The 25,458-nt window shown below is 73.6% G+C and carries 26 protein-coding genes, 1 tRNA gene and 2 pseudogenes; 19 read left to right on the forward strand and 10 right to left on the reverse strand.

Annotation, left to right across the window (positions count from 1 at the left end; translation table 11 throughout):
• Positions 1–11 precede the first annotated feature (11 nt).
• Positions 12–620 (forward strand): hypothetical protein, encoded by a 609-nt coding sequence (locus ABZ809_RS04970; RefSeq protein ID WP_357561076.1) that lies wholly within the window; start codon positions 12–14, stop codon positions 618–620.
• Positions 621–706: 86 nt separating this feature from the next.
• On the opposite strand, the gene ABZ809_RS04975 is transcribed toward ABZ809_RS04970, so the two are convergent.
• Both ABZ809_RS04975 and ABZ809_RS04980 read right to left on the reverse strand, forming a co-directional pair.
• The gene (locus ABZ809_RS04975) at positions 707–1,777 is read right to left on the reverse strand and encodes a Gfo/Idh/MocA family oxidoreductase (RefSeq protein ID WP_357561077.1); all 1,071 of its coding nucleotides are present in this window, start codon (positions 1,775–1,777) and stop codon (positions 707–709) included.
• Positions 1,774–3,171: an MFS transporter gene (locus ABZ809_RS04980; RefSeq protein WP_357561078.1), complete on the reverse strand. Its 1,398-nt coding sequence runs from the start codon at positions 3,169–3,171 to the stop codon at positions 1,774–1,776. Before ABZ809_RS04980 ends, ABZ809_RS04975 begins: the two co-directional genes overlap by 4 nt.
• A 111-nt stretch (positions 3,172–3,282) precedes the next feature.
• Between ABZ809_RS04980 and ABZ809_RS04985 the strand changes: the two genes are divergently transcribed.
• A complete protein-coding gene (locus ABZ809_RS04985; RefSeq protein ID WP_357561079.1) occupies positions 3,283–3,861 on the forward strand; it encodes a TetR/AcrR family transcriptional regulator in 579 nt (192 codons plus the stop codon).
• Positions 3,862–3,897: 36 nt separating this feature from the next.
• Here ABZ809_RS04985 and ABZ809_RS04990 read toward each other — a convergent pair whose 3' ends face one another.
• Together ABZ809_RS04990 and ABZ809_RS04995 are read right to left on the reverse strand one after the other, a co-directional pair.
• Complete coding sequence (locus tag ABZ809_RS04990; RefSeq protein WP_357561080.1) at positions 3,898–4,092, reverse strand: DUF397 domain-containing protein; 195 nt, start codon at positions 4,090–4,092, stop codon at positions 3,898–3,900.
• Positions 4,083–4,892: a helix-turn-helix transcriptional regulator gene (locus ABZ809_RS04995; protein WP_357561081.1), complete on the reverse strand. Its 810-nt coding sequence runs from the start codon at positions 4,890–4,892 to the stop codon at positions 4,083–4,085. The genes ABZ809_RS04990 and ABZ809_RS04995 overlap by 10 nt, the downstream gene beginning before the upstream one ends.
• A 153-nt stretch (positions 4,893–5,045) precedes the next feature.
• Between ABZ809_RS04995 and ABZ809_RS05000 the strand changes: the two genes are divergently transcribed.
• From ABZ809_RS05000 to ABZ809_RS05055, 12 genes and pseudogenes are all read left to right on the forward strand, one after another.
• Entirely contained in the window at positions 5,046–5,345 is a 300-nt protein-coding gene (locus ABZ809_RS05000; RefSeq protein ID WP_357561082.1) for a hypothetical protein, read from the forward strand.
• Positions 5,346–5,400: 55 nt separating this feature from the next.
• A complete protein-coding gene (locus tag ABZ809_RS05005) occupies positions 5,401–5,733 on the forward strand; it encodes a PadR family transcriptional regulator (RefSeq protein ID WP_357561083.1) in 333 nt (110 codons plus the stop codon).
• On the forward strand, positions 5,730–6,746 hold the full coding sequence (locus tag ABZ809_RS05010; protein WP_357561084.1) for a hypothetical protein: 1,017 nt from the start codon (positions 5,730–5,732) through the stop codon (positions 6,744–6,746). Before ABZ809_RS05005 ends, ABZ809_RS05010 begins: the two co-directional genes overlap by 4 nt.
• Before the next feature lie 195 nt (positions 6,747–6,941).
• Positions 6,942–7,346, forward strand: a pseudogene (locus tag ABZ809_RS05015) (hypothetical protein); the annotation flags it as partial.
• Positions 7,347–7,553: 207 nt separating this feature from the next.
• Positions 7,554–8,240 carry a dienelactone hydrolase family protein gene (locus ABZ809_RS05020; protein WP_357561085.1) on the forward strand — a complete coding sequence of 229 codons (687 nt, stop codon included), beginning with the start codon at positions 7,554–7,556 and terminating at the stop codon, positions 8,238–8,240.
• Between the two features lie 19 nt (positions 8,241–8,259).
• Entirely contained in the window at positions 8,260–8,973 is a 714-nt protein-coding gene (locus ABZ809_RS05025) for a uracil-DNA glycosylase (RefSeq protein ID WP_357561454.1), read from the forward strand.
• A gap of 78 nt (positions 8,974–9,051) precedes the next feature.
• A complete protein-coding gene (locus ABZ809_RS05030; protein WP_357561086.1) occupies positions 9,052–9,795 on the forward strand; it encodes a DUF4129 domain-containing protein in 744 nt (247 codons plus the stop codon).
• Positions 9,796–9,838: 43 nt separating this feature from the next.
• Positions 9,839–10,423, forward strand: coding sequence for a hypothetical protein (locus ABZ809_RS05035; RefSeq protein WP_357561087.1), 585 nt, complete (start codon positions 9,839–9,841; stop codon positions 10,421–10,423).
• Positions 10,420–11,427, forward strand: a complete 1,008-nt coding sequence (locus tag ABZ809_RS05040) for a MoxR family ATPase (RefSeq protein ID WP_357561088.1) — start codon at positions 10,420–10,422, stop codon at positions 11,425–11,427. The genes ABZ809_RS05035 and ABZ809_RS05040 overlap by 4 nt, the downstream gene beginning before the upstream one ends.
• Positions 11,427–12,824, forward strand: a complete 1,398-nt coding sequence (locus ABZ809_RS05045; RefSeq protein ID WP_357561089.1) for a DUF58 domain-containing protein — start codon at positions 11,427–11,429, stop codon at positions 12,822–12,824. The genes ABZ809_RS05040 and ABZ809_RS05045 overlap by 1 nt, the downstream gene beginning before the upstream one ends.
• A 185-nt stretch (positions 12,825–13,009) precedes the next feature.
• Positions 13,010–13,570 (forward strand): hypothetical protein, encoded by a 561-nt coding sequence (locus ABZ809_RS05050; protein ID WP_357561455.1) that lies wholly within the window; start codon positions 13,010–13,012, stop codon positions 13,568–13,570.
• A gap of 104 nt (positions 13,571–13,674) precedes the next feature.
• Positions 13,675–15,006 (forward strand): NAD(P)/FAD-dependent oxidoreductase, encoded by a 1,332-nt coding sequence (locus ABZ809_RS05055; RefSeq protein WP_357561090.1) that lies wholly within the window; start codon positions 13,675–13,677, stop codon positions 15,004–15,006.
• A 61-nt stretch (positions 15,007–15,067) separates the two neighbouring features.
• Here the strand turns inward: ABZ809_RS05055 and ABZ809_RS05060 are convergent, their stop codons facing one another.
• Complete coding sequence (locus ABZ809_RS05060) at positions 15,068–16,900, reverse strand: hypothetical protein (RefSeq protein WP_357561091.1); 1,833 nt, start codon at positions 16,898–16,900, stop codon at positions 15,068–15,070.
• A gap of 102 nt (positions 16,901–17,002) precedes the next feature.
• Here ABZ809_RS05060 and ABZ809_RS05065 point away from each other — a divergent pair.
• From ABZ809_RS05065 to ABZ809_RS05075, 3 genes are all read left to right on the forward strand, one after another.
• Positions 17,003–17,083 (forward strand) — tRNA-Leu (locus tag ABZ809_RS05065).
• Between the two features lie 112 nt (positions 17,084–17,195).
• Positions 17,196–18,011: a Bax inhibitor-1/YccA family protein gene (locus ABZ809_RS05070; RefSeq protein ID WP_357561092.1), complete on the forward strand. Its 816-nt coding sequence runs from the start codon at positions 17,196–17,198 to the stop codon at positions 18,009–18,011.
• Positions 18,012–18,201: 190 nt separating this feature from the next.
• Positions 18,202–18,522, forward strand: coding sequence for a hypothetical protein (locus ABZ809_RS05075; RefSeq protein ID WP_357561093.1), 321 nt, complete (start codon positions 18,202–18,204; stop codon positions 18,520–18,522).
• Positions 18,523–18,690: 168 nt separating this feature from the next.
• Here the strand turns inward: ABZ809_RS05075 and ABZ809_RS05080 are convergent, their stop codons facing one another.
• The 3 genes and pseudogenes from ABZ809_RS05080 to ABZ809_RS05090 form a co-directional block, all read right to left on the reverse strand.
• Positions 18,691–19,953, reverse strand: coding sequence for an acetyl-CoA C-acetyltransferase (locus ABZ809_RS05080; protein ID WP_357561094.1), 1,263 nt, complete (start codon positions 19,951–19,953; stop codon positions 18,691–18,693).
• A 129-nt stretch (positions 19,954–20,082) separates the two neighbouring features.
• Positions 20,083–20,886: an SGNH/GDSL hydrolase family protein gene (locus ABZ809_RS05085; RefSeq protein WP_357561456.1), complete on the reverse strand. Its 804-nt coding sequence runs from the start codon at positions 20,884–20,886 to the stop codon at positions 20,083–20,085.
• Positions 20,875–21,935 (reverse strand): annotated as a pseudogene (locus tag ABZ809_RS05090) (SGNH/GDSL hydrolase family protein); the annotation flags it as partial. The pseudogene ABZ809_RS05090 and the gene ABZ809_RS05085, both read right to left, overlap by 12 nt.
• A 148-nt stretch (positions 21,936–22,083) precedes the next feature.
• Between ABZ809_RS05090 and ABZ809_RS05095 the strand changes: the two are divergent.
• Both ABZ809_RS05095 and ABZ809_RS05100 read left to right on the forward strand, forming a co-directional pair.
• Entirely contained in the window at positions 22,084–22,440 is a 357-nt protein-coding gene (locus ABZ809_RS05095; RefSeq protein WP_357561095.1) for a YkvA family protein, read from the forward strand.
• A 77-nt stretch (positions 22,441–22,517) separates the two neighbouring features.
• Positions 22,518–23,888: a cystathionine beta-synthase gene (locus ABZ809_RS05100; protein WP_357561096.1), complete on the forward strand. Its 1,371-nt coding sequence runs from the start codon at positions 22,518–22,520 to the stop codon at positions 23,886–23,888.
• A 98-nt stretch (positions 23,889–23,986) separates the two neighbouring features.
• Here the strand turns inward: ABZ809_RS05100 and ABZ809_RS05105 are convergent, their stop codons facing one another.
• Both ABZ809_RS05105 and ABZ809_RS05110 read right to left on the reverse strand, forming a co-directional pair.
• A complete protein-coding gene (locus tag ABZ809_RS05105) occupies positions 23,987–24,496 on the reverse strand; it encodes a GNAT family N-acetyltransferase (RefSeq protein ID WP_357561097.1) in 510 nt (169 codons plus the stop codon).
• A gap of 10 nt (positions 24,497–24,506) precedes the next feature.
• On the reverse strand, positions 24,507–25,421 hold the full coding sequence (locus ABZ809_RS05110; protein WP_357561098.1) for a ribonuclease Z: 915 nt from the start codon (positions 25,419–25,421) through the stop codon (positions 24,507–24,509).
• Positions 25,422–25,458 lie beyond the last annotated feature (37 nt).

A 25,458-nucleotide genomic window follows, 5' to 3' on the forward strand; every position in this document is an offset into this window, starting at 1 on the left:
TGAATAGGGGCATGAGGATCGTGCCCAAGGCGTTGGTCGCGGCGGCGGGCGTGACGGGCGTCGTGGCGTACGCCCTTCCGCGGCCGTGGTCGTTGGTGGCGGCCGTGGCGGACCTGCTCCTGGTCGGGCTGGCCGGCGGGCTCTGGGCCCGGGCCGTACGCCGCCGCGACGTGCCCCCACCCGGTTGGGGCGTTGCGAGCGGCCCGCCCGGGGCCTACGGGTCCCCGCCGTTCGGACTGCCAGGCGGGTCCGGGGCAATACCTCAGCAGGGCACGCCGCCGACCGCCACGCCACTGTTCCCGCCGCCGGAGTCATCTGGGCCCGACGGCCCGCTGTCCCGTTCCCGGCGGCGGCCCCGATGGCTCAGCTCGGCGGTGGGGGAGCCCACACCCCCCACCCGCCGGGTGCGACGCCAGCCAAGTGCCACGGCGAGCCCGCCCCCCGGACCATCCCCCAATCTGTTCGCGGGGCCGACCGACGTGCACCAGGGCCTGGCGAACCTGGAGGATCTGCTGCGCACGACGAACCAGCGCGGGCAGCGGTCGCAACTGTGGTTCTTCCTCGCCGGGGTGGCGGTGTCCATCCCGGCCGGTGTGGTGGTCAACCTGCTCACCGGCTAGCGTTCCGTGCCGCTGCCGGGCGCGCGGACCGCGTCCGCCACGGGTGGGCAGCGTCGCCCGTGGCGGACCGCGGAATACCGTGCGGATCAGTGGAGCCGTTGCCGGGTGCCCGTCGCGGCGGAGCGGGCGATGGCGTCGATGAGACGGTGGGTGCGTTCGGCGGTGCCGAAGTCCGGTTCCACGGGGTGTCCGGCGGCCAGGTCCGCGTAGACCTGCCGGACGTTGTGGACGGCGGGCGGGGCGGCCGGAGGCGTGTGGCGGTGTTCCGCCGGCACCGGCAGCTCCGTGCCGCGCCCGGTGCCGTCGGAGACCGTCAGGGTGAACTCCGGGCCGACCAGCGAGTCGTCCCTGGCGCGCAGCACGAGCCGTCCGGACCTGCCGTGGACCTCGATCCGGAAGCCGTCACCCACCGGTCCGCCGGTCATGATGTGCACCGAGGCGGTGGCTCCGGACTCCAGCAGCCCGACGGCGGCGATCTGGTCGGGCGAGGTCACCGGGATCTGCTCGCCGGTCTCTTCCAGCGTGATCCGCGCGATCCGGGTGGTGAGCGTCGCCGCGATCTCGGTCGGGTGGCCCACGGCCGAACCGAACATGTCCATCGCGTGGCCGCCCACGACAGCGAGGTGGTTCACGCCCTTGGTGTGGTCGAACAGGTCGGCGTACCGGCGGGACCAGACCTCCGGGGTCGCCAGCGAGTACGTCAGGGAGGCCGACATGATCTTGCCGATCCGGCCCGCGGCCAGCAGGGCGCGGAGGTGGCGGATCGCCGGGTGGTGCCTGCTCTGCAACCCGACGGCGTGTCGTACGCCGGCCTGGTCGGCCAGTCGCCGCAGGTGCGTTGCTTCCTCCGCGGAGCGGGCCAGCGGCCACTCGCTGTAGACGTGTCTGCCCGCCGCGATCGCCGCCTCGACCAGCCCGTCCCGGCGCGGGAGCTGCACGGCGACGGTCACCAGGTCGACGTCCGGATGGGAGATCAGCGCGTACGGGTCGGCGAAGGCGTGCCGGGCACCCCAGACGGCCGCGGCCTGGTCGGCGACGGCCTGGCTGGTGCTGGCCACGGCGGTGACCTCGTAGTCGGGCAGGGCCGCCAGTGCGGGCAGGTGGACCGCGCGGGCCCAGCCCCGGGACGGGTGGGCGCCGATGACTCCGACCCTCATGCCGGGATCCTTTCCTTCGTCTTGGTGTCGGTGAGCAGCAGGTACGTGACGAGCACCCCCGCGAGCACGAATCCGGCCGCGACCTGGAACGCCAGGCTGTAGCCGTCGCGTAGGGCGGTGAGGTCCGGCGTGCCCTGGCCGAGGAGCGTGTCCGTGCGGGCGGTGGCCACCGTGGCCAGGACCGCCAGGCCGACCGCCGCGCCCGCCTGCTGCGCGGTGTTGTTCAGGCCGGAGGCGAGCCCGGCATCGGCGGGAGCGGCCCCCGCCATCGCCCGCATGATGACCGACGGCACGGTGAGGCCCATGCCGAAGCCCTGGACGAGCAGCGAGGGAGCGACGTCGGTCCAGTAGTCGCCGCCGACCGGGGCCCGGCTGAGCAGCAGCAGGCCGGCGGCCAGCGCCAGCAGCCCGGTCAGCAGTACGCGGCGGGTGCCGTACCGGGCGGTGAGCCTGGCGGAGAAGAACAGCGACATCGCCCCGATCACCAGCGGCGCCGGCAGGAACGCCAGGCCGGTCTGCAACGAGTCGAAGCCGAGCACGCGTTGCAGGTACAGGGCGTTGAGGAACTGGAAGCCGAATCCCGCGGCGAAGACCAGCACCACCACGAGGTTGGCCCCGGTGATCTCCCTGCTGGCGAACAGGCGCAGCCGGAGCAGTGGCTGTGCGGTGCTCGCCTGGCGTGCGACGAACGCCGCCAGCAGGACGACGGAGGCGGCGGCCCACCCGAGGTGCAGCCCGGACTCCGGGACCCGGGAGATCGTGAGGACGCCGAGCGACAGGCCCGCCGTGATCAGGACCGCGCCGACGACGTCGACACCGGCACGCCACCCGAGCCCGGCGGTGCGGGCCAGCAGCCGGGCGCCGCCCACCAGCGCCACCACGCCGATCGGCACGTTGACCAGGAAGATCCAGGGCCAGCCGACCGTCTCGGTGATGACCCCTCCGGCGATCAGCCCGACCGAGGCGCCGCCGGCGGACACGAAGCTGTAGACACCCATGGCCTGGGCCTGCTCGCCGGGTTCGGGAAAGAGCGCCACGATCATGCCGAGCACGACCGCGGACGCCAGCGCCGCCCCGACGCCCTGGAGGAACCGGCCGGCGATCAACATCGCCGGGGTGGTGGCCACCCCGCACAGCAGCGAGGCGAGGGTGAACGTGGCGAGCCCGGCCTGGAACACCTTCCGGCTGCCGACGAGGTCGCCGAGCCGGCCCGCGAAGAGCAGCAGGCCGGCGAAGGCGATGAGGTACGAGTTGACCACCCAGGACAGCCCCGCCTGGGAGATCCCCAGTTCCGCCTGGAGGACGGGCAGGGCCACGGTGACGACGGTCCCGTCGAGAATGATCATCAGTTGCATGGCGCACAACACGGCGAGCGCCGGCCAGCGAGACTTCACGACTCTCCTCTCTACACGACACGTGTCGTGTCGTTAGGAGATCGATGATGTGCCCGGGGCGGCCCGCGTGTCAACACGACACGTATCGTTTCCTGCTGTTAGCCTGTGGCCATGACGTCAGCACCGAACCCCCAACGGCGCAGCGAGAAGAGTCGTCAGGCGATCCTGGCCGCCGCGCTCGCGCTCAGCGGGGAGCGCGGATACGGCGCCGTGACCGTGGAGGCCATCGCCAGCCGCGCCGGGGTGAGCAAGAAGACCATCTACCGCTGGTGGCCCACCAAGGGGGCGGTCATCCTCGAGGCCCTGAGCGACATGGCCGAGGCGGCCACGCCCTTCCCCGACACCGGCGACCTCCCGACCGACCTGCACACCCAGATGGCGGCCGTGCTGGACTTCCTGTCCAGCCCGGTGACCGGGTCCGCGTACGCCGGGCTGATCGCGGAGTCGCAGCACGACCCCGGGCTCGCCGAGGCCCTGACCGCGCAACTGGTCGGGCCCAGGGTCGCGGTCGCGAAGCAGCGGCTCGCGCGGGCCCAGCAGCAGGGTCAGTTGCCCGCCGACGCGGACCTACAGTTGATCGTCGAGCTGCTGTACGGCCCGGTCTACTACCGGCATCTCCTGCACCTCGGGCCGTACTCCCGCGACCGGCTGCGCGAACTGGTCGACCGGGTCCTCGACCGCTGGTCGTGAGCGTGCCGCCGTGGGGGCGGCCGGTCGACGTCGGGGTCAGGCGCCGGGCCGGGCGATCCCGGTGACGAACCGGGACCAGGCGGCCGGGGCGAAGGAGAGCGTGGGCCCGGAGCGGTCCTTGCTGTCGCGGACCAGCACCACGCCGGGCAGGTTGTCGGCGACCTCCACACACGAGGCGCCGCCGTTGTCGCTGCGCGTCGACTTGCGCCACCGGGCGCCGGTCAGCTCCATGTCTTCGCCACTTCCTGCAGCAGGCCCAGCGACTGCCGGCGGGGCAGCGCCTCTGAGCGGACACTTTCCCACCTGCGGTGCAGGCTGGCAATCTCCTCGGCGCGGTCCAGTACCTGCGCCCGGAGCGGGCTGTCGAGGTGCGCCACCCAGCCGCCGTCGGCGTATCCGGCCAGGATGAACGGCCCGGCAAGCCCCGGGTAGACGCCCGCCTCCGTGGGGACGACATGCAGGTGGACGTATGGGCGTGCCGCCAGCGCGATCAGATGTTCGACCTGTTCGCGCATCACCCCGAACTGGTCGACCACCGGCCGGCGCAGAATTCCTTCGTCGATCACCGCGACCAGTTGCGGCGGCTGGGCACGGTCAAGGATCTGCTGCCGCTGAAGCCGTGCGGCCACGCGCTGCTCGATCTCCTCCTCGGACCGGAGCCCGCCGCCGCCGAGGACCGCGCGGGCGTACCCCTCGGTCTGGAGCAGGCCGGGCAGCACCGAGATCTCGAACCACCACAGCGTGGCGGCCTCCTGCTCCACGGCCACCCAGGGGCGGAACCAGGCCGGCGCGGTCTCCAGGCTGACCAGCGGCAGGATCCGCCCGAGCAGGCCGCCGCTGTCCAGTGCCTCGTCCGCGCGGCGGACGAAGTCGAGCGACGGCGTACGCCGGCCGATCTCCACCATCCCGACGAGCGAGCCGGAGTAGTTGATCCGCCGCGCCAACTCCTCCTGGCTCAGCCCGCGCTCGATGCGCAGCCGCCGCAGCTCACCGGCCAGCAGGTCCAGCGTCGACAGTTGCGATCCGGTCATCACACCTCACTCACCGGGCTTCACGCGACGGGCCGCGTGGACCACCGTCGGCCGGTGACCCTCGCGCGACTTCCGACCGTAATCGACCGGTGACGAGGATGGGAGTGACCGTGGGCCCACAACGCCCCCACAACGCGAGCGAGGAGCGATGACGTGGCGATCCGAGGCGTCCACCCGGCGTGGTGCGTACCCGAGAGCGGCTGCGCGGCCAGCGCGCTGCACCTGTCCCGGCTGCGGTCGGCCGCGCCGCGCGGCGACGAGGTGATCCAGGTGCGTGCCGCGCTCTGGCAGATGGACGTCGGGCGGCTCAGCCCGGCCGGAGTGCTGCTGGAGTTGTCCGCCGGTGACGACCCGGAGCGCTGGCCGATCGACCTGGCGCAGGCTCGCGCGCTGGTGCACGTACTGCGGGATCTGCTGCGGGTCGCGGACCACGCGGCACGGCGCGTGGCCTGACCCGCGCGGCGCGTTCCTTTGACGCTATTACGCATTGCGCAGTAGTGTGCAATGCGTGGACACCACACAACTGCTGAAGGGCGTCCTGGACCTCGCGGTTCTCGCCGTGCTCCGGGAGGAGGACGGCTACGGTTACGACATCCTGCGCCGACTGCGCGACGCCGGCCTGGAGGAGGTCGGCGACGCCTCGGTCTACGGCACGCTGCGCCGGCTCTACGCCGCCGGCCTGCTGACCACCTACGTCGTGCCGAGCGAGTCCGGCCCGCACCGCAAGTACTACTCACTCAACGCCGCCGGCCGGGACCAGCTCGGCCGCTCCGGCAAGCTCTGGCGCTCGTTCGCCACCACCATGGACGCACTGCTCGACGATCGGGGGATGGCGGCATGACCGTCACGGAGCAGGAGATCACGGACTACGCCGCACGGGTGCGGGCCGCGCTGGCCGACCTGCCGCCGGCGCAGCGCGACGAGTTGACCGAGGACCTGCCAGAGCATCTCGCCGAGGTCGCCGCCGAGGACGACGGCTCTCTCGTCGAGCGGCTCGGCGAGCCCGAGGCGTACGCGGCCGAGCTGCGCGCCGCCGCCGGCGCGCCGGCGACCCCCAGGCGCAACCTCGACCAGCGGGTGGCCGCCGCCGTGGGCCGGGCCCGCCGCCAGCTACGCGCCCTGGACACCCAGCTCGGCCCGCCGCTGGGGTACGCGCGGGCCGGCGAGTTCCTGCGGCTGCTCCGCCCCGCCTGGTGGGTGCTGCGCGGTTACCTCGCCGCGATGCTGGTGGCCGTGATCTCCACCGGCGGCAGCTTCGGGCTGCTGCCGCGGTTCGGCGGTGAGCTGATCGCCGGCCTGATGATGCTGGTCGGCTTCGTGCTCGCCTCGATCTGGCTCGGTCACCGCGCCGCCCGGCTGACCCGCTGGCCCCGCTGGGCGATGCACGCCAGCAGCCTGGTGCTCGTCGTCTTCGCGCTGGCTGGCCTGCAGGACGCGGAGAGCCGGGCTGGCTACGACTACCGCGGCTACGACGAGACCTCGGTGAACAACCCCTACGACCAGGTGCGGGACGTCTTCGTCTACGACAGCGAGGGGCGGCTGGTGGAGAACGCCCGCCTCTTCGACCAGAACGGCGCTCCGATTCGACTCGGCTACCCAGACTGCCCGGATGCCCACGACCCGAACGCCACCCGCAACCGGCCGCTGCGGACGTACCCGTACTGCCCGGATCAGGCACCCTTCGTGCCGCACGCCCCGGCCGGGCCGCCGCCGGGGCCGACCCTGCCCCCGCTGACCACTCCGACGCAGCAACCCAGCGGGCCGAGCCCCACCACGACGCCGAGTCCGGGCGCGACGGTGAGCCCGGAAGCCACTCCGACCCCGACCCCGACCCCGACGCCGACCCGGTCGTGAACAGCGTCATGCACTGAACCTGGGAAATAGCTGAACGGATGAGTCCAGCGGGGCAGCGACTGTCGGTCCCGGTCGCTACGGTGTCGACTGCTCATTAACCCCCCGGAAGGAAAATCCGTGTCAGAGCAGGTCGCACCGCCCCCCGCGCCGGACGCCGCACAGCCCCCGTCGGCCGTCCAGGCGCCGCCCCCGGCGGAGCCCGAGGCGAAGAAGTCCGGTTCCAAGAAGCTGCTCGGCGTCGTCGGCGCGATCGTCGTGTTCCTCGTCGTCGCGGGGCTGAAGTTCGGCATCGGGTCGGTGATCGGCAACTTCTTCAACAAGGACGAGACGGCCGAGGCCAAGGTCGGCGACTGCATCGCCGAGCTGCCGGAGGTTACCGGCACCAAGGAGGAGGAGGTCGACGGCGCGAAGGTCGTCGAGTGCACCTCCACCGACGCCGTCTACAACGTGGTCGGCCGGGTCGACGGCCAGACCCAGGCGCAGGCCCGCTCCGGCGAGGCGTGCGAGCAGTACATCAAGGAGGGCCAGGAGGGCTACGTCTTCTACAGCATCGAGCCGGGCAAGACGGGCTACCTGCTCTGCCTGACCAAGAAGGCCTGATCACCCCAGCGCCACAGCACCGCCCGACGGCGGCGCGGACGACGTCCGCGCCGCCGTCGGCGTTTCCGCGACCGGCCGGCGGGTGAACAGGAGGTGAATGCCACTTCGCTGGCGTCTTCCCCGGGGCGGTTACTGCGTGGCAGGCTACCGGCACGTAGGACCACTGGGCGACCAGCCAACGATGACTGACCGCTAGGAGGACGGCCAATGGGTGAAATGGTGAGCTACCGCGACAACGGGGGGACCAGCGAGGGGTATCTCGCGATACCCTCCGGCGGTGCGACCAGCCCGGCGGTCATCGTCATCCAGGACTGGTGGGGTCTGGTGCCGCACGTCCGGGCGGTCGTGGACCGCTTCGCCGAGGCCGGTTTCGTCGCTCTTGCCCCGGATTTTCGCCGGGGCGGCCCGGCCAGCAAGCCCAGCGAGCCCCGGCAGATGCTGAACGGCCCACAGATGGACGAGGCGGCAGCCGACATCGCCGTCGCGGCGGAATACCTCGCCGGGCGGCCCGAGGTCGCCGGCAAGGTGGGCTGCGCGGGCTTCTGTGCCGGCGCGAGCCTCGCCCTCTGGGCGGCGACCCGTTCCGAGCGGATCGTCGCCACCGCCGCCTTCTACCCGCGCCTGCCCTGGGACGGCATGCGCCCCGAGTGGGCCGACTACGCGGGCAAGGCGGCACTCATCCACTGCTCCGAGGAGGACGGCACCTCCGCCGCCGACGGCGTACGGGTCGTCCGCCAGGCCATCGAGACCTCCGGCGGCACGTGCCAGACCTTCGACTACCCCGGCACCTCGCACGCCTTCTTCAACGAGGACCGGCCGGAGAACTTCGACCAGCGCGCCGCCGCCACCGCCTGGGCCCGCACCCTCGAACTCTTCCGGGCCAGGCTTGGCTGAGCCGCGTACGCCCGGTGAGGTGGTCGCCCGCGCCGCGCGGGCGACCGACCTGGCCGACCTCGACGCCGCCGTCAGCGACTGCTTCGCCTGCCCCCGTCTCGTGCGGTGGCGGGAGGAGGTCGCCCGGGTCCGCCGGGCGGCCTTCCGCGACCAGGAGTACTGGGGCCGGCCGGTGCCCGGCTTCGGCGTCCCCGACGCGCGCATCGCCATCCTCGGACTGGCACCCGCCGCGCACGGCGGCAACCGCACCGGCCGGATCTTCACCGGCGACCGCTCCGGCGACGTGCTGTTCGCCGCGCTGCACCGCGCCGGTCTGGCCAACCAGCCGACCAGCGTCGCCGCCGACGACGGGCTCACCCTGCGCGACCTGCGCGTCTTCGCCGCCGTGCGCTGTGCGCCGCCGGACAACAAGCCCACCCCGGACGAGCGGGACACGTGCGCGCCGTGGTTGCACCGCGAGGTCACGCTGATCCGCCCCACGCTGCGCGTCGTGGTCGCGCTGGGAGCGTTCGCGTGGGCCTCGTGGTGGCCGGTGCTGCGTCAGGTGTACGGCGTGCGACCGCCCAGCCCGCGACCGGCGTTCGGCCATGGGGCACACTGGTCCGGCACGGGCGCGCCGGAACTGCTCGGCTGCTACCACGTCAGCCAGCAGAACACCTTCACGGGGCGGCTGACACCAGGGATGCTGGACGACGTGTTCGCCCGGGCGAAGCAGTTGGCCGGGGTGGACTGAGGCGCGGGGGCGGTGGCGATGACGGACGCAACGCGTCGACCCGGGCGGCCCGTCCCGGTGGTCCGGAGGTAGCCCCCGATGGATGTCGGCGTCCTGCGCAGATGGTGGCCGGTCGCGGTGGTGGTGCTCCTGCTGGCCGTCGCCGCGCTGTCGTCCGCCCACTCGTCGATCGGCGCCAGCCGGGTCCCGCCCGCCGCCGACAACATCCCGTACGTCCCGGAGTACCCGACCGCCGAGCCGGCCGCCTCGATCCCGGTCGAGCCCCGCGACGCCGGCGAGGCCACCCAGGCGCAGATTCCGCAGTGGATCGGCACGGCCGTCGTCGTGCTGCTCGGGCTGGCCCTGCTCGCCGCGTTCGGCTATCTCACCTGGACACTGGTCCGGGGCGCCATCCGCCGGACCAGCCGGGCGCTGCCGGCGCAGCGGGCCCGGCGTACGGCCGAGGGCACGGCCCGCGAGGTGGCCGCCGCCCTCGACGCCGGCCTGGAGGAGCTGGACGACCAGTCCACCGACCCCCGCACGGCGGTCATCGCCTGCTGGGTACGCCTGGAGGAGGCCGCGGCCGGGGCCGGCGTGCCCCGGCTGGCCGGCGACACCCCCACCGACCTGGTCACCCGCCTGTTGCGGGGCGACCCGTCGGCGGGCGTGCCGGCGATCGTCAGCGCCGACGTGCTGGCCGAGTTCGCGAACGTCTACCGCGAGGCCCGGTACGCCACCCGGCCGGTCGACGAACGCACCCGCGACCAGGCCCGTGCGGCGCTGCGCCGGCTGCGCGGCGAGCTGACCGAGGTGGTCGCCGGCGACACCGGGGTGCCGGCGTGACCAGGATGCGGCCGGCGGGCGGCCGGCGTGGTGAGGTGACGTGGTGAGCAGCACCAGCATCGACGACCTGCTGAGCTTCGAGGAGGAGCGGCCGGCGCCCGCCGGGCGGTCCCGGGGCGGGCGGGCCGGTCGGGTGCTGCGCGCGCTGGCCGGCGTCGCGGCGGTCGTGGTCGTGCTGATCGCCGGCCTGCGCGTGGTGGGCCTCCGGGTCTCCCTGCCGGTCCTCGTCGCCGGGGTGGTCGCGTTCTTCCTGGTGCGCCGGGTCGTCACCGCCCTCGCGCCCCCGCCCCCGCCCCGGTCCGGCAGCCGGGCGCCGGCCGGCGACGACGACGGCGTCTGGAACTGGGGCGCCCGGGACGCGCTGCGGACCGCCATCAACGGCTGGGAACGACCGCTGGACTGGTGCGCGGGCAACCGGGAGCGGTTCGCCGAGCGGATCCTGCCCCGCATCGGCGAGCTGGCCGACGAGCGGCTGCGTCAGCGCCACGGCCTGACCCGGGAGTCCGACCCGGAGCGGGCCCGGGCCCTGCTCGGTGACCGGCTCTGGACATTCCTCAGCACGCCCTCCCGCCGCCCCCCGTCGCCGCGCGACCTCGCGGCGATCGTCGCCGAACTGGAGAAGACATGAACGACGTGGACCGCAGGATGCCCGCCGCCGAGGTCGGCAACCTCGCCCGGTCGGTGCTGGAGGCGGTCGGCCAGGTCGTGGTCGGTAAGCGGGACGCGCTGGAGCTGGTCCTCGCCGGGATCCTGGCCGGCGGGCACGTGCTGTTGGAGGACCTGCCGGGCCTCGGCAAGACGCTGACCGCGCGCTCCTTCGCGCAGGCGCTCGGGCTGGACTTCCGCCGGCTCCAGTTCACCCCGGACCTGCTGCCGGCCGACGTGACCGGCTCGTTCCTGTACGACCAGCGCAGCGGCGAGTTCGCGTTCCGGGCCGGCCCGGTCTTCACCAACCTGCTCCTCGCCGACGAGATCAACCGGACGCCGCCGAAGACCCAGTCGGCCCTGCTGGAGGCGATGCAGGAGAAGCAGGTCTCGGTGGAGGGCGTCACCTACAAGCTGGACGAGCCGTTCCACGTCCTGGCCACCGCCAACCCGATCGAGTACGAGGGCACCTACCCGTTGCCGGAGGCGCAGCTCGACCGTTTCCTGCTCCGGGTCTCCTTCGGCTATCCGGAGCACGAGGAGGAGTGGGAGGTGCTGCGCCGGCGGATGGCCCGCCGTCGCGAGGAGGCGGAGATCAAGCCGGTCGTCGACGCGGCCACCCTGCGGGCCATGCAGGCCGCGTTGGAGGACGTGGTGGTGGAGGATTCCGTCGGCCGCTACATCGTGGCGCTGACCGCCGCCACCCGGGAACACCCGTCGGTGCTGGTGGGCGCCTCGCCACGCGGCTCGCTGGCGCTGCTGCTGCTGTCGCGGGTACGGGCCGTGATGGCCGGCCGCGACTTCGTGGTGCCGGAGGACGTCAAGGAGGTCGCCGCGCCCGCGCTGGCCCACCGGATCACGCTGCGCCCGGAGATGTGGCTGCGCCGCGTCGATCCGTCCTTCGTGGTCGGCGAGGTGCTCGAGGCGACCCCGGCGCCCGCCAGCGGCGCGCTGCCCAGCTACGCCGCCGGCCGGCCCGGGCACTGATGGTCGCGTCCGCCGAGTCCCCGCCGCCGGGATCGGAACCCTCGCCCGGCTGGGTGCCCACCTGGGCGCTCGGCCGGGCGGCGCTGCTCACCGGCCTGCTGCTGATCGTGGGGGTGCTGCTCGGCCGGGTCGACCTGGTCGTGCTGGCCGCCCCGTTCGCGCTCGGCACCGCGCACGCGCTGCGCCGCCGGCCGACGGCCCTGCCGCAGGTCTGGATCTCCGCCGACGGGGGCCACCTGGTCGAGGGGAGCGAGCTGACCGGCACGGTCACCGTCGGCAACCCCGACGTGATCGACTACGACGTGGCGGTGGTGCGCAGCCGGGTCTCACCGTGGCTGCGCGTGGAGCGGGTGACGATTGCCGGGGCGACCACCGCGTCCGGAGCGGGCTCGGCCGTCACCCCGTCCGTTGCCGAGCGGCCGTTCGTGACCGCCGTCCCGACGGCCCAGGCCGTGGACCTGGAACTGGCCGGCACGGCGCTGCGCTGGGGCCGGCACCCGATCGGCCCGGCCGGCGCCCGGGTCGCCGCCGCGCAGGGCCTGCTGGTCTCCCGCGCCGTGATCACGGAGCCGGCCCGGTTGCGGGTCTACCCGAAGACCGAACCGTTCGACGCGGTCGAGGCGATGCCCCGGGCCGCCGGCCTGGTCGGCGCCCACCACTCGCGCCGACCCGGCGAGGGCGGCGAACTGGCCGGCGTACGGGTCTTCGCCCCGGGGGACCGGCTGCGCCGGATCGACTGGCGGGTCTCGCTGCGCGCCCGCCAACTGCACGTGGCGGCCACCCTCTCCGACCGGGACGCCGAGGTGGTGGTGCTGCTCGACGTGCTCGCCGAGGCGGGGCGTTCGGGTGGGGTCTCGGGTGCCGCATCGGTGCTGGACACCACCGTCCGGGCCGCCGCCGCGATCGCCGAGCACTACCTGCACCGGGGCGACCGGGTGTCGATGCTCGAATACGGTCCGGCCGCCCGGCGGCTGCGCCCGGCCACCGGCCGCCGGCAGTACCTGACCGTGCTGGAGTGGCTGCTGGAGGTACGCGCCGAGTCCTCCCCGCACGAGCCCTACGACCAGGTGTTCGGCCCGCAGGTGCTGTCGGCGGACGCGCTGGTGGTGGTCCTCACGCCACTGCTCGACGAACGGTCGGCACAGATGCTGGCGCGGCTGGCCCGCTCCGGGCGGTTCGTGGTGGCGGTGGACACGCTGCCGGCCGACCTCACCCCGCCGAAGGACCGTGGCTGGGCCGAGGTGGCGTACCGGCTGTGGCGACTGGACCGGGAGACCATGATCGGGCAGTTGCGGGAGCACGGGGTGCCGGTGGTGCGCTGGGCCGGCGCGGGCAGCCTCGACGAGGTGCTGCGGGACGTGGCCCGCCTGGCGACCGCACCGCGGGTGGGCCGGTGAGCGCGAGGAACGTAGCGCAGCGGAGTCCCGCAGTCGCGTACGGAAGGTGGGCCCGGTGAGCGTGAGGAACGCAGCGCAGCGGAGTCCCGCAGTCGCGAGCGGAAGGTGGGCCCGGTGAGCGTGAGGAACGCAGCGCAGCGGAGTCCCGCAGTCGCGAGCGGAAGGTGGGCCCGGTGAGCGCGCCGGTGAAGGCGGTCACCGAACGGGTCCGGGCGCTGCGGTACGCCGCGGGCCGGGTCAGCCTGACGCCGTTGCTGGTGCGCGCCGGCATCTTCCTCACCGTCCTGGTCGGCCTGCTGCTGGCGTACCCGTCGGAGGTGCTTCTCGGCCGGCCGCTGTTCGCCCTGGTGGCGGTGGCGGTGCTGCCGGCGGTGGGGCCGCGCCGGGTCTGGCCGACCTTCGCCGCGCTGGTCACGGTCGGCGGCTGGCTGGTCGCCACCGACGGGTACGACCGGCCGATCGCCCTCTGGCGGATGCTCGCCGTGGCGGCGCTGCTCTACCTCGCGCACACCCTCTGCGCGCTGGCCGCCGTGCTGCCGTACGACGCGGTGGTCGACCCGGAGTTGATCGTGCGGTGGCTGGCGCGGGCCGGCGGGGTGCTGCTGGCCACCTTCGTGCTCGGCGTGCTGCTGCTGGAGGTCGCCGGGCTCGGCGGTGATGCCGGACACCAGGTGGCGACGGTGCTCGGTCTGCTCGTGGCGGTGGCGGTGACGGCGTTGCTGGGGTGGCTGCTGCGCCGCAGGTGACAGCCCCTTTTGGCCGACGTTGTGCAGGTCACAGGGGTTGTGCTCGGTCACAGAGAAGGGGCGCGAGCGGGATTAGCCTCCCCGCGGGGGGAAAGATAGTTGACGTGAATCCGAAGCGGATCCTTGTGGTGGGTGCCGGTCACGTCGGTCTCTACGCGGCCCTGCGCCTGTCGAAGAAGCTCAGCTCCCGTGAGGCTGAGGTCGTCGTGGTGGACCCTCAGCCCCACATGACCTACCAGCCGTTCCTGCCCGAGGCCGCCGCCGGCAACATCTCGCCCCGGCACTCCGTGGTGCCGCTGCGGCGCGAGTTGCGGCGGTGCAAGGTGGTGGCGGGTGCGGTGAAGCGCATCGACCACGACCGTAAGACCGCGCTGGTGCAGCCGATCAGCGGCCCGACCCGGGAGATTCCGTACGACCACGTCGTCGTCGCCCCCGGTTCGGTCTCCCGGACGCTGCCGATCCCCGGCCTGCACGAGCACGGCATCGGGTTCAAGACCATCGGCGAGGCCATCTACCTGCGCAACCACGTGCTGGACCGGCTCGACGTGGCCGCCGCCACGCCCGACCCGGCCGTCCGCCGGTCCGCGCTCACCTTCACCTTCGTCGGTGGCGGCTACGCCGGCATCGAGGCGCTCGCCGAGATGGAGGACATGGCCCGGGACGCGCTGAAGTACTACCCGGAGCTCAAGGCGGACGACATGCGCTGGGTGCTGGTCGAGGCGACCCAGCGGGTGCTGCCCGAGGTCGACCGGGACATGGGCGCCTACACCGTGCAGCAGCTGCTGAAGCGGAACATGGACATCCGACTGGACACCCGCCTCGAGTCCTGCCTCGACGGGGTCGTCAAGCTCTCCGACGGCGACAGCTTCCGCTCGGACACGATCGTCTGGACGGCCGGCGTGAAGCCGTCGCCGATGCTGGACGCCACGGATTTTCCCCGCGACGAGCGGCGGCGGGTCACCTGCCTGCCGACCCTCCAGGTGGTCGACGGCGACCGGGTGGTCGAGGGCGCCTGGAGCGCCGGTGACTGCGCGGCCGTGCCGGACCTCACCAAGGAGCCCGGCAACTACTGCTCGCCGAGCGCCCAGCACGCGGTCCGCCAGGCCGCCCGGATGGCCGACAACATCGTCAACGTCGTGCGCGGCCGGGAGCCGGTGGAGTACAAGCACAAGCACGCCGGCAGCGTCGCCAGCCTCGGCCTGCACAAGGGCGTTGCCCAGGTGTACGGGATCAAGATGACCGGCTGGCCGGCCTGGTTCATGCACCGGACGTACCACATGAGCCGGATCCCGTCGTTCAACCGTAAGGTCCGGGTCGTGGTGGACTGGTCGTTGGCGTTCTTCCTCAAGCGCGAGGTGGTCGCCCTCGGGCAGTTGCACGACCCGCGCGAGGAGTTCGCCGAGGCGTCCCAGCCGATCGGCGCCGGCCGAGCCTGACCGAGTTACGCGAAGCCCTCTCCGTCCGCGGGCGGAGAGGGCTTTCGCCGTCCCGAGCGGGTCAGACGCGCCAGGTCCAGGCGTCGGCGATCCGGGTGGCCGGGCCGTAGAGCTGCTCCAGCGTGCCGCGCAGGTCGTCGACCCGGGGGGTGTCGACGGCCAGCGCCACGCAGGAGGCACCCCAGAAGTCGGCGTCCTCGGCGGCCTGCCGGCGCTGTTCGTCCCCGATGACCGGTTGACCGCCGCGCTTGCCCACCTCGGTCAGCAGCGCCGAGGTGGGCTGCTGGAAGGTGCCCATCGCCGCCGTGCCGCCCCGGCCGTACGGCCCGATGAAGAAGCCCTCCGGCATGCCGAACGCGGCGTCGGCGGCGGTCGCCCAGCGCATCGGCCACGGCTCCTTCGGCGTGGCGAGCGGCACCGGCACCAGCACCCCGCCCGGCTCGACGCACTGGCGCCAGTGGCCGCCGGTGACGAACTCCGGCAGCGGCGGACGGTCGGCGGTGGGTAGCGGGGCGGGCAGCAGCGGCAGCAGCGCCACGCCGACCGCCGCCGGCACCAGCCGGCGGGCCTGGCCGGTGCCGCGTAGCGCCCGGTCGACCGCCAGGACCAGCAGCGTGGCGATCAGCGGGAGCGCGGCGAGGGCGAACCGCATCGGCAGCGCGCCGTCCACCACGGGCAGTCCGGAGAGCAGGGCGTACGGGCCCGGCACGGCGGTGCGTTCACCGTCGAGCACCACCCGCGGGCCGAGCGACAGTGCCCCCATCGTGAGGGTGCCGACCACGCACGCGACGACCAGCGGGCGACGGCCCAGCCAGAACGCGCAGGCGGCGGCGGCCAGCAGCAGGGGCAGCCCGAGGAACGTGTTGTACTCCGCCGGACCGGTGGTCAGCCGGGCGGCCCCGTCACCGCCCGCGACCGACAGCGGCGAGATCGTCCACCAGCTACGCAGGTCCGCCGAGAAGTAGTGCGGGCTGAACATGCCGTCCGCGACGCCCTGCGGGCCGGCGAACTGGAACCAGAGCGGCCAGGCCAGCACGAGCAGGGCCAGCCCGCTGGCGAGCAGCATCCCCCCGGCGAACCCGGGCAGGGCGCGACGGGCCAGGTTCCGGTCCGTGACCGCGTAGGTGACCGCCATCACCAGCAGCGTCACCGCGCAGAGGAAGAGCACCTCCTCGCCGACGAAGACCTGCGCCGTGACCGCCGCCGCCAGGCCGGCGGCCGAGCTGACCAGCCGCCGGCGGTCCGGCCCGTCGCCGGTGCCGGCCGGGTCGGCGGCGCGCAGCAGGCGGACCACCAACCAGACGATCACCGGCACCAGCCACTGCGCGGTCATGTGCAGGTGGCTGTTGGTCTGCGAGACCATTCCCGGGCCGAAGCCGCAGAGCGCCGCCCCGAGCGCGGCGGCGACCCGGCGGGCGCGCAGCAGCCGGGTGTAAAGGAGGTACCAGGCGACCGCGGTGCCGACCAGGTTCGCCGCCGCCAGCAGGGCGAAGGTGACGGGCGCGCCGAGCAGCAGGGTCACCGGGGCGAGGAGCACGCCGAGCGCGATGACCGTGGTGTTGGTCATCAGGTTGACCCCGTCGGGCGCGTTGAGCCGATCGGTGAGCAGGCCGAAGTCGCCGAACAGCGCCCGCGAATCGACAGCGAGGAACCACTCGTAGAGGGCCTGGTCCTCCGGGTTCAGCGCGAGTACGCGGGCCGCCGGGTCGGGCCAGAGCCCGTGGGTGAGCCAGCCGGCCAGCGCAAGGAAGAGCAGCGCGACGGCGACGTCCGCCCGGCGCCGGGAGACGGCGGCCAGCAGGCGGGCCGGTCGGAGCCGGTGGGGCAGCCGGTCGGCGCCGAGGACAGCCTGGTCAGGGGCGGCGTCGGGGGCCGTGGGGGCTGCGCTGCTCACGGTCTTGACCCTAGTGTGACCCCGGCGCAGGGGTACGCCGGGTCGCCGCCGAACCGCTACCGTGACACTGCACCACGCGTGTCGACCCGCGCGGTGTCACCCGCCCGGGTGGTGGAACGGCAGACACGGCCGCCTTAAAAGCGGCTGCCGAAAGGCGTGCGGGTTCGACCCCCGCCCCGGGCACACCCGCACTCTCAGCTTCCGCTCAGCTTGGCGATCTCCACGGAGCTGCCCTGGGCGTTTACTCTTGGGAGTGCACGTTCACGTGCAACGACCCCCTGAGGGAGGCCTGACAGTGAAGACTTCGAACCCGGTGCTCGCCCGGCTCGGCCAGGCGGCCGAGCGGGAGCGCTCCGCCGGGTACGCCCCGACCGGGCCGTACGGACAGCCCGGCTATCCCCCGCAGTACCCGACGGAGGCCGGCTACCCGGCGGCCCCGCCGACCGTCAACACCATGTCGATCGACGACGTGGTGGTCAAGACCGTCACGCTCCTCGGCATCCTCGGTGTCTCTGCCGCGGCCGCCTGGGTGCTGGTGCCCGACGCGCTGCTCGGTGCGGCGTGGATCGGCGCGGCGGTGGTCGGTCTCGTCCTGGGCCTGATCATCTCGTTCTCCCGGATGGCCAACCCGGCGCTGGTCGTCGCGTACGCCGTCGTCGAGGGCGTCTTCGTCGGCATGGTCAGCAAGTTCTTCGAGTCGCTCTACGACGGCATCGTGCTCCAGGCGGTGACCGCGACGTTCGGCGTCTTCTTCGTGATGGCCATCCTCTACAAGGCGAAGGTCATCCGGGCGACCCCGAAGTTCGTCAAGGGCATGATCGCCGTGATGGCGGGCCTCTTCGCCGTCATGCTGATCAACCTGGTGTTCGCGCTCTTCGGCGTCAACACCGGCCTGCGCGACGGCAGCCCGCTGGCGATCGGCTTCAGCCTGGTCTGCATCGTGGTCGCCGCGCTGAGCTTCGTGCTCAGCTTCAAGGAGGTCGAGGACGGCGTCCGGATGGGCCTGCCTCAGCGCTACTCCTGGGTCGCCGCCTTCGGCATCCTGGTCAGCCTGGTCTGGCTCTACATCGAGATCCTGCGCCTGCTGAGCTACTTCCAGGGCGACGACTGACCGTCCCCCACCCACGCGACGGCGCCCGCCCCCACCCGGAGGCGGGCGCCGTCGCATCCCCACCCCCACCCCCCACCCTCTCCGCGCGTTGATCATGACGTTGGCGGCGAAGTCGATCGCGGATTCGACCGCCAACCTCATGATCAACGCGGGTGTGGGGGTGGGGGTGGGGGGTCCGTAGGATTGCGGGGTGAGTGTGGGGGAGTTGGGGCGGGCGGTGGAGTTGCTGGTGCGCCAGGTCGGGCACTGGCAGCAGCCCCGCTGGGCGGCCACGGCCGCCGGTGGCAACGTGTCCCGGGCCGACCTGGTCCACCGGCTCATACAGGAGATCGCCAACCAGGCCGCCGATGCGGAGGGCGGGCCGCGCCGGGTGGTGCCCCGGCTCGACAACGACCTGGCGCTGCCCGACCAGCTCCGGGTGGTGGCCGCCGACCTGGTCGCCGCCGGCCCGCCGCCGGAGGCGCTGGCGCGGGCCGCCGCCGAGGTGACGGCGACCCGCGGAACCCTCTAGCGCGATCCGCGTACGGCCGGCCGGGGGATCCGGGCCCGCCGCGAGCCGCCCGGCCGGGGCGTGCTCAGGGCACGGACCAGCCCACGCCCAGCTCGACCGGGCGTGCCCGGAGCACGGGACCGCCCGCTCAGCCAGGGCGGGGGCGTGCTCGGGCTCAGGACCAGCCGCTCAGCTCAGGCGTTCGACGACCATGGCCATGCCCTGGCCGCCGCCGACGCACATGGTCTCCAGGCCGATCGTCTTGTCGTGCCACTCCAGGGCGTTCAGCAGGGTGCCGGTGATCCGGGCGCCGGTCATGCCGAACGGGTGCCCGATGGCGATTGCGCCGCCCATCACGTTCAGCTTCTCCAGCGGGATGTCGAGCTGACGGTACGAGGGGATCACCTGCGCGGCGAAGGCCTCGTTGATCTCGACCAGGTCCACGTCGTCGATCGTCATGCCGGCCCGCCTGAGTGCCTGCCGGCTGGCCTCGACCGGGCCGAGGCCCATGATCTCCGGCGAGAGGGCGGTCACGCCGGTGGAGACGATCCGGGCCAGCGGGGTGATCCCGAGGTCCCTCGCCCGCTGGGCGCTCATGATCACTACGGCGGCCGCGCCGTCGTTGAGCGGGCAGCAGTTGCCGGCGGTGACCCGGCCGTCCGGGCGGAACACCGGCTTCAGGCCGGAGACCGCCTCCAGCGTGACCCCGGCGCGCGGGCCGTCGTCTGCGCCGACCACGGTGCCGTCCGGCGTGGTCACCGGGGTGATCTCCCGGGCCCAGAAGCCGTCGGCGATCGCCTTCTCCGCGAGGTTCTGGCTGCGTACGCCGAACTCGTCCATGTCGGCGCGGGTGACGTCGTACGCCTGGGCCAGGTTCTCGGCGGTCTGCCCCATGCTCAGGTAGATGTCCGGCAGCTCGTCGGCCTCGCGCGGGTCGGTCCAGACCGGGGCGCCGCCCTGGGCGCGGGTCTTCGAGCGCTCGGCCGCCGCCGCGAAGCGCGGGTTCTCCCAGCCGCCGCCGACCAGCGCCTGCGCCTCCTTCGGCAGCCCGTCGGAGTTGCCCCGGGCGTACCGGGAGACCATCTCGACGCCGGCGGAGACGAACACGTCACCCTCGCCGGCCCGGATCGCGTGCATCGCCATCCGGGTGGTCTGCAGGGACGAGGCGCAGTAGCGGGTGAGCGTCGCCCCGGGCAGAGTGTCCAGGCCCATCAGGGTGGCGACCACCCGGGCCATGTTGAAGCCCTGCTCGCCGCCGGGCAGACCGCACCCCAGATAGAGGTCGTCGATCTCGGTCGGGTCGAGCTGGGGGACCCTGTCCAGGGCAGCCTGCACGATGGTCGCGGCGAGGTCGTCCGGGCGGACGTCGCGCAGGGACCCCTTGTGCGCCCGGCCGATGGGGGAGCGGGCGGTGGCGACGATGACGGCGTCGCGGGACGACTCAGTCGGCATGAACCAACGTTAACTCGACGGTAACTTCGGGTGGAAGGTGCCCGCCGGCCGGGAAATGTCACGTCCCGAACCCGGAGCCGCAGGTCAACACCGCCCAGGAAGCAGGCGGCCCCGGCCGTCGGCCGGCGGTCAGTGCCGGCTGGTCACCGCGGCCGCCGCGGCGACGGCGGGCAGCAGGGCGTGCGCCCAGACCCGGTAGCCGTCGGCGGAGGGGTGGTAGCCGTCGTGGCAGAGCGTCCCGGCGTCGGCCCGGAACACCGGACCGGTCTCGGTGGCCAGGTCGACCACCGAGCCGTCGGCGTCGAGCACCGCCGCCGTCTGGGCGCGGGCCAACCGCCGCCCGGACCAGCCGACCACGTGCCGCAGCGGCGGCGCGATCGCGCGTACGGCGCCGAGATCGGGGCAGGTGCCGACGACGACCTCCACCCGGGCCTCGCGGAGCCGGTGCACGGCCGCCGCGAGGTAGGCGGCGGCCTCCGCCGGGCGACGCAGGGTGGTGGCGTCGTTGGCCCCGATCAGGATCACCGCCACGTCGGGACGCTCGCCGAGCAGCGCCCGGGCGACCTGGGTGGCCAGATCTGTCGACCGCGAGCCGGAGACGCCGACGCTGGACAGGTGCACCCGCCGGCCGGTGGGGCCCTCGGCGAGCAGGTTGGCCAACTGCCCGCCGATGGTGTCGTCGAGGCGGCCGACGCCGACGCCGAGTGCGGACGAATCGCCGAGCAGCACCAGCCGCAGCGGTGGCGCGTCGGCACGCCCGACAGTGGCGCGCAGGGCCAGCGCGAGCTCCGGCTGGGCGTAGCGGCGGTGCCGGGCGGCGAACGCCTGCCCGGCGAGGACGGCGGCGCCGCCGACCGTGCCGGCGAGCAGGCCGACCGCCGCCGCCCGCCCCAGTCGATTGGCGAGCCCCGAGGGGATGAAGCGCTCGCTCATGCCAGTCCCTCCAGTGTGGGTGAGTCGGCGGCGGGGCCGGGCTGCGGCATCGCGCCGACACCGAAGAAGGCCCGTCGGCGCAGCTGCGCCCACCGGCCGGCGGGGCCGCGCTCGCGCCCCCGGACGCGGGTGCCGCTGACCTCGGTGCCCGCGTGGCGGGCCGCCTCCTCGGCAGCCCGCGGCAACGACCGTACGCCCTCGCCCCGGATCAGGGCAGGGCGCCGTTCCTGCCCCGCGCCGAGCGCGGAAAGCACGGCCGGCAGCAGCGCGGCGGCGGCCACCGCGTAGCCCTCCGCCGAGGGGTGGAACCGGTCCCAGGCGAACATCCGGGTCGGCTCCGCGGCGAACCGGGGCCCGAGCAGGTCGCCGAGGGAGACCGTCCGGCCGCCGGCCTCGACCACGGCCACCGTCTGGGCGGCGGCGAGCTGCCGGCTCCACCGCCGGGCCAGCCAGCGCAACGGCGGCCGGATCGGCTGGATCGCACCCAGGTCGGGGCAGGTGCCGACGACCACCTCGCAGCCGGTGGCGCGCAGCGTGCGCACCGCCTCGGCCAGGTAGCGCACCGCCAGGGTGGGGGGCGTGCGGTTGGTCACGTCGTTGCCGCCGATCAGGATGACCGCGACGTCGGGCCGGCGCTCCAGGGCCGCCTCCACCTGGTGCCGCAGCACGGGCGAGATCGCGCCGACCACGGCGAAGCGGTGCAGCCGGACGGGGCGTTGCAGCCGGCGGCTCAGGCCGGTGGCGAGCAGGGCGCCGGGCGTCTCCCGGCGGCGGTGCACGCCGTAGCCGGCAGCCGACGAGTCGCCGAGCACGACCACGGTGACCGGCGGGCCGGGCAGCTTCGCGCCGTAGACCCCGTCGCAGCGGGGCGGTGGCGCCTCGGCCATCGGAATCGTCCGCCGGGCCTGCCGGGCCTGCCCGAGGAGCACGCCGCCGGTCGCCACCACGGCCGCCGTGGCGGCGCCCGTGCCGATCGCCGCCAGGCGGGCGACCTGCCGGGCGCGCTGCCAGCGCGAACCAACCGGGACGGCGGAACCAGCGATCCCCATACAGCGAGATTATCGCGCCGGTACGACACGCCGCTGTCGTCGTACGGCCTGACGGGTGCCTGGAAAGCGACCGTCCGGGGTACGTCTACCGGGTCACTGGGCGACGTTGCGTCGGCGCGTCATCCTGGCACGTGGAGAGGGGCCGAACATGGGGAAGACATTGAAGCGCAGCGCGGCGTTCAGCGCGCTGGCCCGGGCGCTCGCGGTCGGGGCCCGGGGCGGGCCGTCGCTCGGGGCGAGGCTGGCGGCGCTGCCACGGATGATCAGGGCGACCGCCCGGGGGGAGTACGACGGCGGCCTTCGGCTGGCCCTGATGACCGCGGCGACGGCGTACATCGTCTCGCCGATCGACCTGATTCCGGAGATCCCGCTGGCGGTCTTCGGGCTGGCCGACGACGCGGTCATGGTGACCTGGCTGGCCGGCAGCGTGCTGGCGGAGACCGAGCGGTTCCTGGAGTGGGAGGCCCGCCGTGCCTCCGTGATCCCCGGGCACGTGGCGCCCTGAACCCACGTACCCTGGGGCGTCGAGAAGACGTCTGCCCGGCCGTCGCCGGCGGCGCCGGAGGAGAAGGGCACAACGAGGTGCGGTACTACGACAACGTCGTCGAGCTGATCGGCAACACCCCGCTGGTACGGCTGCGCAACGTCACGGCCGGCATCCAGGCCACCGTGCTGGCGAAGGTGGAGTACCTCAACCCTGGCGGGTCGGTGAAGGACCGGATCGCGCTGCGGATGGTGGAGGACGCGGAAAAGGCGGGCCTCCTCCAGCCGGGTGGCACGATCGTCGAACCCACCAGCGGCAACACCGGGGTCGGTCTGGCGCTGGTGGCGCAGTTGCGGGGCTACAAGTGCGTCTTCGTCTGCCCTGACAAGGTCAGCCAGGACAAGCAGGACGTGCTGCGCGCGTACGGCGCGGAGGTGGTGGTCTGCCCGACCGCCGTCGCGCCGGAGGACCCGCGTTCCTACTACAACGTCTCCGACCGGCTCGCCCGGGAGATCCCCGGAGCCTGGAAGCCCAACCAGTACAGCAACCCGGCCAATCCGCGCTCGCACTACGAGACCACCGGTCCGGAGCTGTGGGAGCAGACCGGGGGCGGGATCACCCACTTCGTGGCGGGCGTCGGCACCGGCGGCACCATCTCCGGCATCGGGCGCTACCTGAAGGAGGCCTCGGAGGGGCGGGTCAGGGTCGTCGGCGCCGACCCGGAGGGGTCCGTCTACTCCGGCGGCACCGGCCGGCCCTACCTCGTCGAGGGCGTCGGCGAGGACTTCTGGCCGGAGACGTACGACCAGGGTGTCGCCGACGAGATCATCGAGGTCTCCGACAAGGCGTCCTTCGAGATGACCCGGCGGCTGGCCCGCGAGGAGGGGCTGCTGGTCGGCGGCTCCTGCGGGATGGCCGTGGTGGCCGCGCTGGAGGTGGCCCGCAGGGCCGACCCGGGCGACGTGGTCGTGGTGCTGCTGCCGGACAGCGGCAAGGGCTACCTGTCCAAGATCTTCAACGACGACTGGATGGCCCGGTACGGCTTCCTGGACAACTCCGGCACGGAGCCGACGGTCGCCGACGCGCTCGCCGGCAAGCCGGGCGGCCTGCCCGAGCTGGTGCACGTGCACCCGACCGAGACGGTCCGCGACGCCATCGACTACATGCGCGAGTACGGCGTCTCGCAGCTCCCGGTGCTCAAGGCCGAGCCGCCGGTGGTGACCGGCGAGGTGGCCGGCTCGATCGCCGAGCGGGACCTGCTCGACGCGCTCTTCACCGGCCAGGCGCACCTGCACGACACCATCGAGCGGCACATGGCCGCGCCGCTGCCGATGATCGGTGGCGGGCAGCCGGTGAGCGAGGCGGTCGGCCTGCTGGAGAAGTCCGACGCCGCCCTGGTGCTGGTCGACGGCAAGCCGAAGGGCGTCCTCACGCGGCAGGACCTGCTCGCCCACCTCGGCGCCCGCTGACGCGTTAGGAAGGGCCCCCTGCTATGCGAAAAGCGATAGCAGGGGGCCCTTCCTAACAGCTGGCCCTTCCTCACACCCGGCCCGCAGAAGGCGGGGCCTCACAGGGCGCGTGCGTAGCGGAGCTGGGGGGTGAGCGCCGGGCCGATGTGCTCGTCGCGTTCCTCGCCGGTGAGAGTCCAGCCGCCGCGTTCGTAGAAGCGGCGGGCGGGCACGTTGTCCCGCAGCACCCAGAGCACCGCACGGGACCAGCCGCGTGCCCGCATGGCTTCCAGCGCGTCGACCATCAGGGCGCGGCCGGTGCCCTGTCCCCGTTCGGACGGTTCGAGGTGGATGGCGTTGAGCAGGCCCGTCGCCGGGTCGCCCGCGTCGTCCGGGCCGAGGTGGCTGAACCCGACCAGCCGGCCGGCACGCTCGACCACGGTCATCCGGTGGTCGTCCCGCTCCCACACCCACCGTTCGGTCCAGTAGGCGCCCATCGCCTCCGGCGTCGGTTCGGCCAGCGCCTCCGCCGGGAGGAAGGCCGAGTACGCCGCCACCCGGGACCGCTGGTGCAGGGCGCCCACCAGCATCAGGTCGGCCTCGGTGGCGGGGCGTAGGGTGATCGTCACCCGGCCGAGACTACCGCCGGGGCGGCACCTGCACGGTCGTCAGGTCCTCGGCGACGATCAGGTCCCCGTCGAAGTGCGCGCGGGCCTCGTCGGCGAAGCTGCGCGGATCGGCGTACCGCTGGGAGAAGTGGGTGAGCACGAGCCGGCGTACGCCCGACTCGGCCGCCACCCGCGCGGCCTGCCCCGCGGTGAGGTGGCCGACCTCGGCGGCGAGCGCGGCCTCCGAGTCGAGGAAGGTCGACTCGATGACCAGCATGTCGGCGTGCTCGGCGAGGGCGTACACGCCGTCGCAGAGGCCGGTGTCCATCACGAAGGCGAACCGCTGCCCGGGCCGGGGGACGCTCACCTCCTCACGGGTGACGCGGCGCCCGTCGAGGTCGAGGTGGCCGACCCGGATCAGCTCCCCGACGGCCGGCCCGGCGATGCCGTACGCGGCCAGCTTCTCCGGCAGCATCCGGCAGCCGTCCGGCTCGACGAGCCGGTAGCCGTACGTCTCGATCGGGTGCCGCAGCCGGCGGGCCTCCAGCGTGCCGACGCCCAGGGTGATCCGCTGCCCGTCGGCCTCGACGGGCTCGACGCGCAGCTCGGCGGTCTCGTAAAAGCTGGCGGCGTACCGCAGCCGGGCGAAGTAGTCGGCGCCGCCGGCCGGGAAGTGCACCGCCACCGGGTGCGGCACCCGGTCGAGGGAGAGCCGCTGGATGGTGCCGGGCAGGCCGAGGCAGTGGTCGCCGTGGAAGTGGGTGACGCAGATCCGGGTCAGGTCGGTGGCGGTGACCGTGGTGTGCAGGAGTTGCCGCTGGCTGCCCTCGCCCGGGTCGAAGAGGATCACCTCGCCGTCCCAGCGCAGCACGTACCCGTTGTGGTTGCGCTGTCGGGTGGGAGCCTGGCTGGCCGTCCCGAGCACCACCAGCTCGCGCATCGACACGGGACCGACCTCCGGCTGCTCCGACGACCCGGCGGGA

Origin of the sequence: Micromonospora sp. NPDC047074, from assembly GCF_040643815.1 — a bacterium.
In the GTDB taxonomy this organism is placed as follows: Bacteria; Actinomycetota; Actinomycetes; order Mycobacteriales; family Micromonosporaceae; genus Micromonospora.

Excerpts from the sequence above, each read along its gene's own strand:
- ABZ809_RS05095 (WP_357561095.1), top strand. The coding sequence starts at position 22,084 with ATGGGGAAGACATTGAAGCGCAGCGCGGCGTTCAGCGCGCTGGCCCGG.
- ABZ809_RS04970 (WP_357561076.1), top strand. The coding sequence starts at position 12 with ATGAGGATCGTGCCCAAGGCGTTGGTCGCGGCGGCGGGCGTGACGGGC.
- ABZ809_RS05085 (WP_357561456.1), bottom strand. The coding sequence starts at position 20,886 with ATGAGCGAGCGCTTCATCCCCTCGGGGCTCGCCAATCGACTGGGGCGG.
- ABZ809_RS05045 (WP_357561089.1), top strand. The coding sequence starts at position 11,427 with ATGGTCGCGTCCGCCGAGTCCCCGCCGCCGGGATCGGAACCCTCGCCC.
- ABZ809_RS04975 (WP_357561077.1), bottom strand. The coding sequence starts at position 1,777 with ATGAGGGTCGGAGTCATCGGCGCCCACCCGTCCCGGGGCTGGGCCCGC.
- ABZ809_RS04990 (WP_357561080.1), bottom strand. The coding sequence starts at position 4,092 with ATGGAGCTGACCGGCGCCCGGTGGCGCAAGTCGACGCGCAGCGACAAC.
- ABZ809_RS05010 (WP_357561084.1), top strand. The coding sequence starts at position 5,730 with ATGACCGTCACGGAGCAGGAGATCACGGACTACGCCGCACGGGTGCGG.
- ABZ809_RS04995 (WP_357561081.1), bottom strand. The coding sequence starts at position 4,892 with ATGACCGGATCGCAACTGTCGACGCTGGACCTGCTGGCCGGTGAGCTG.
- ABZ809_RS05080 (WP_357561094.1), bottom strand. The coding sequence starts at position 19,953 with ATGCCGACTGAGTCGTCCCGCGACGCCGTCATCGTCGCCACCGCCCGC.
- ABZ809_RS04985 (WP_357561079.1), top strand. The coding sequence starts at position 3,283 with ATGACGTCAGCACCGAACCCCCAACGGCGCAGCGAGAAGAGTCGTCAG.
- ABZ809_RS05020 (WP_357561085.1), top strand. The coding sequence starts at position 7,554 with ATGGGTGAAATGGTGAGCTACCGCGACAACGGGGGGACCAGCGAGGGG.
- ABZ809_RS05040 (WP_357561088.1), top strand. The coding sequence starts at position 10,420 with ATGAACGACGTGGACCGCAGGATGCCCGCCGCCGAGGTCGGCAACCTC.
- ABZ809_RS05030 (WP_357561086.1), top strand. The coding sequence starts at position 9,052 with ATGGATGTCGGCGTCCTGCGCAGATGGTGGCCGGTCGCGGTGGTGGTG.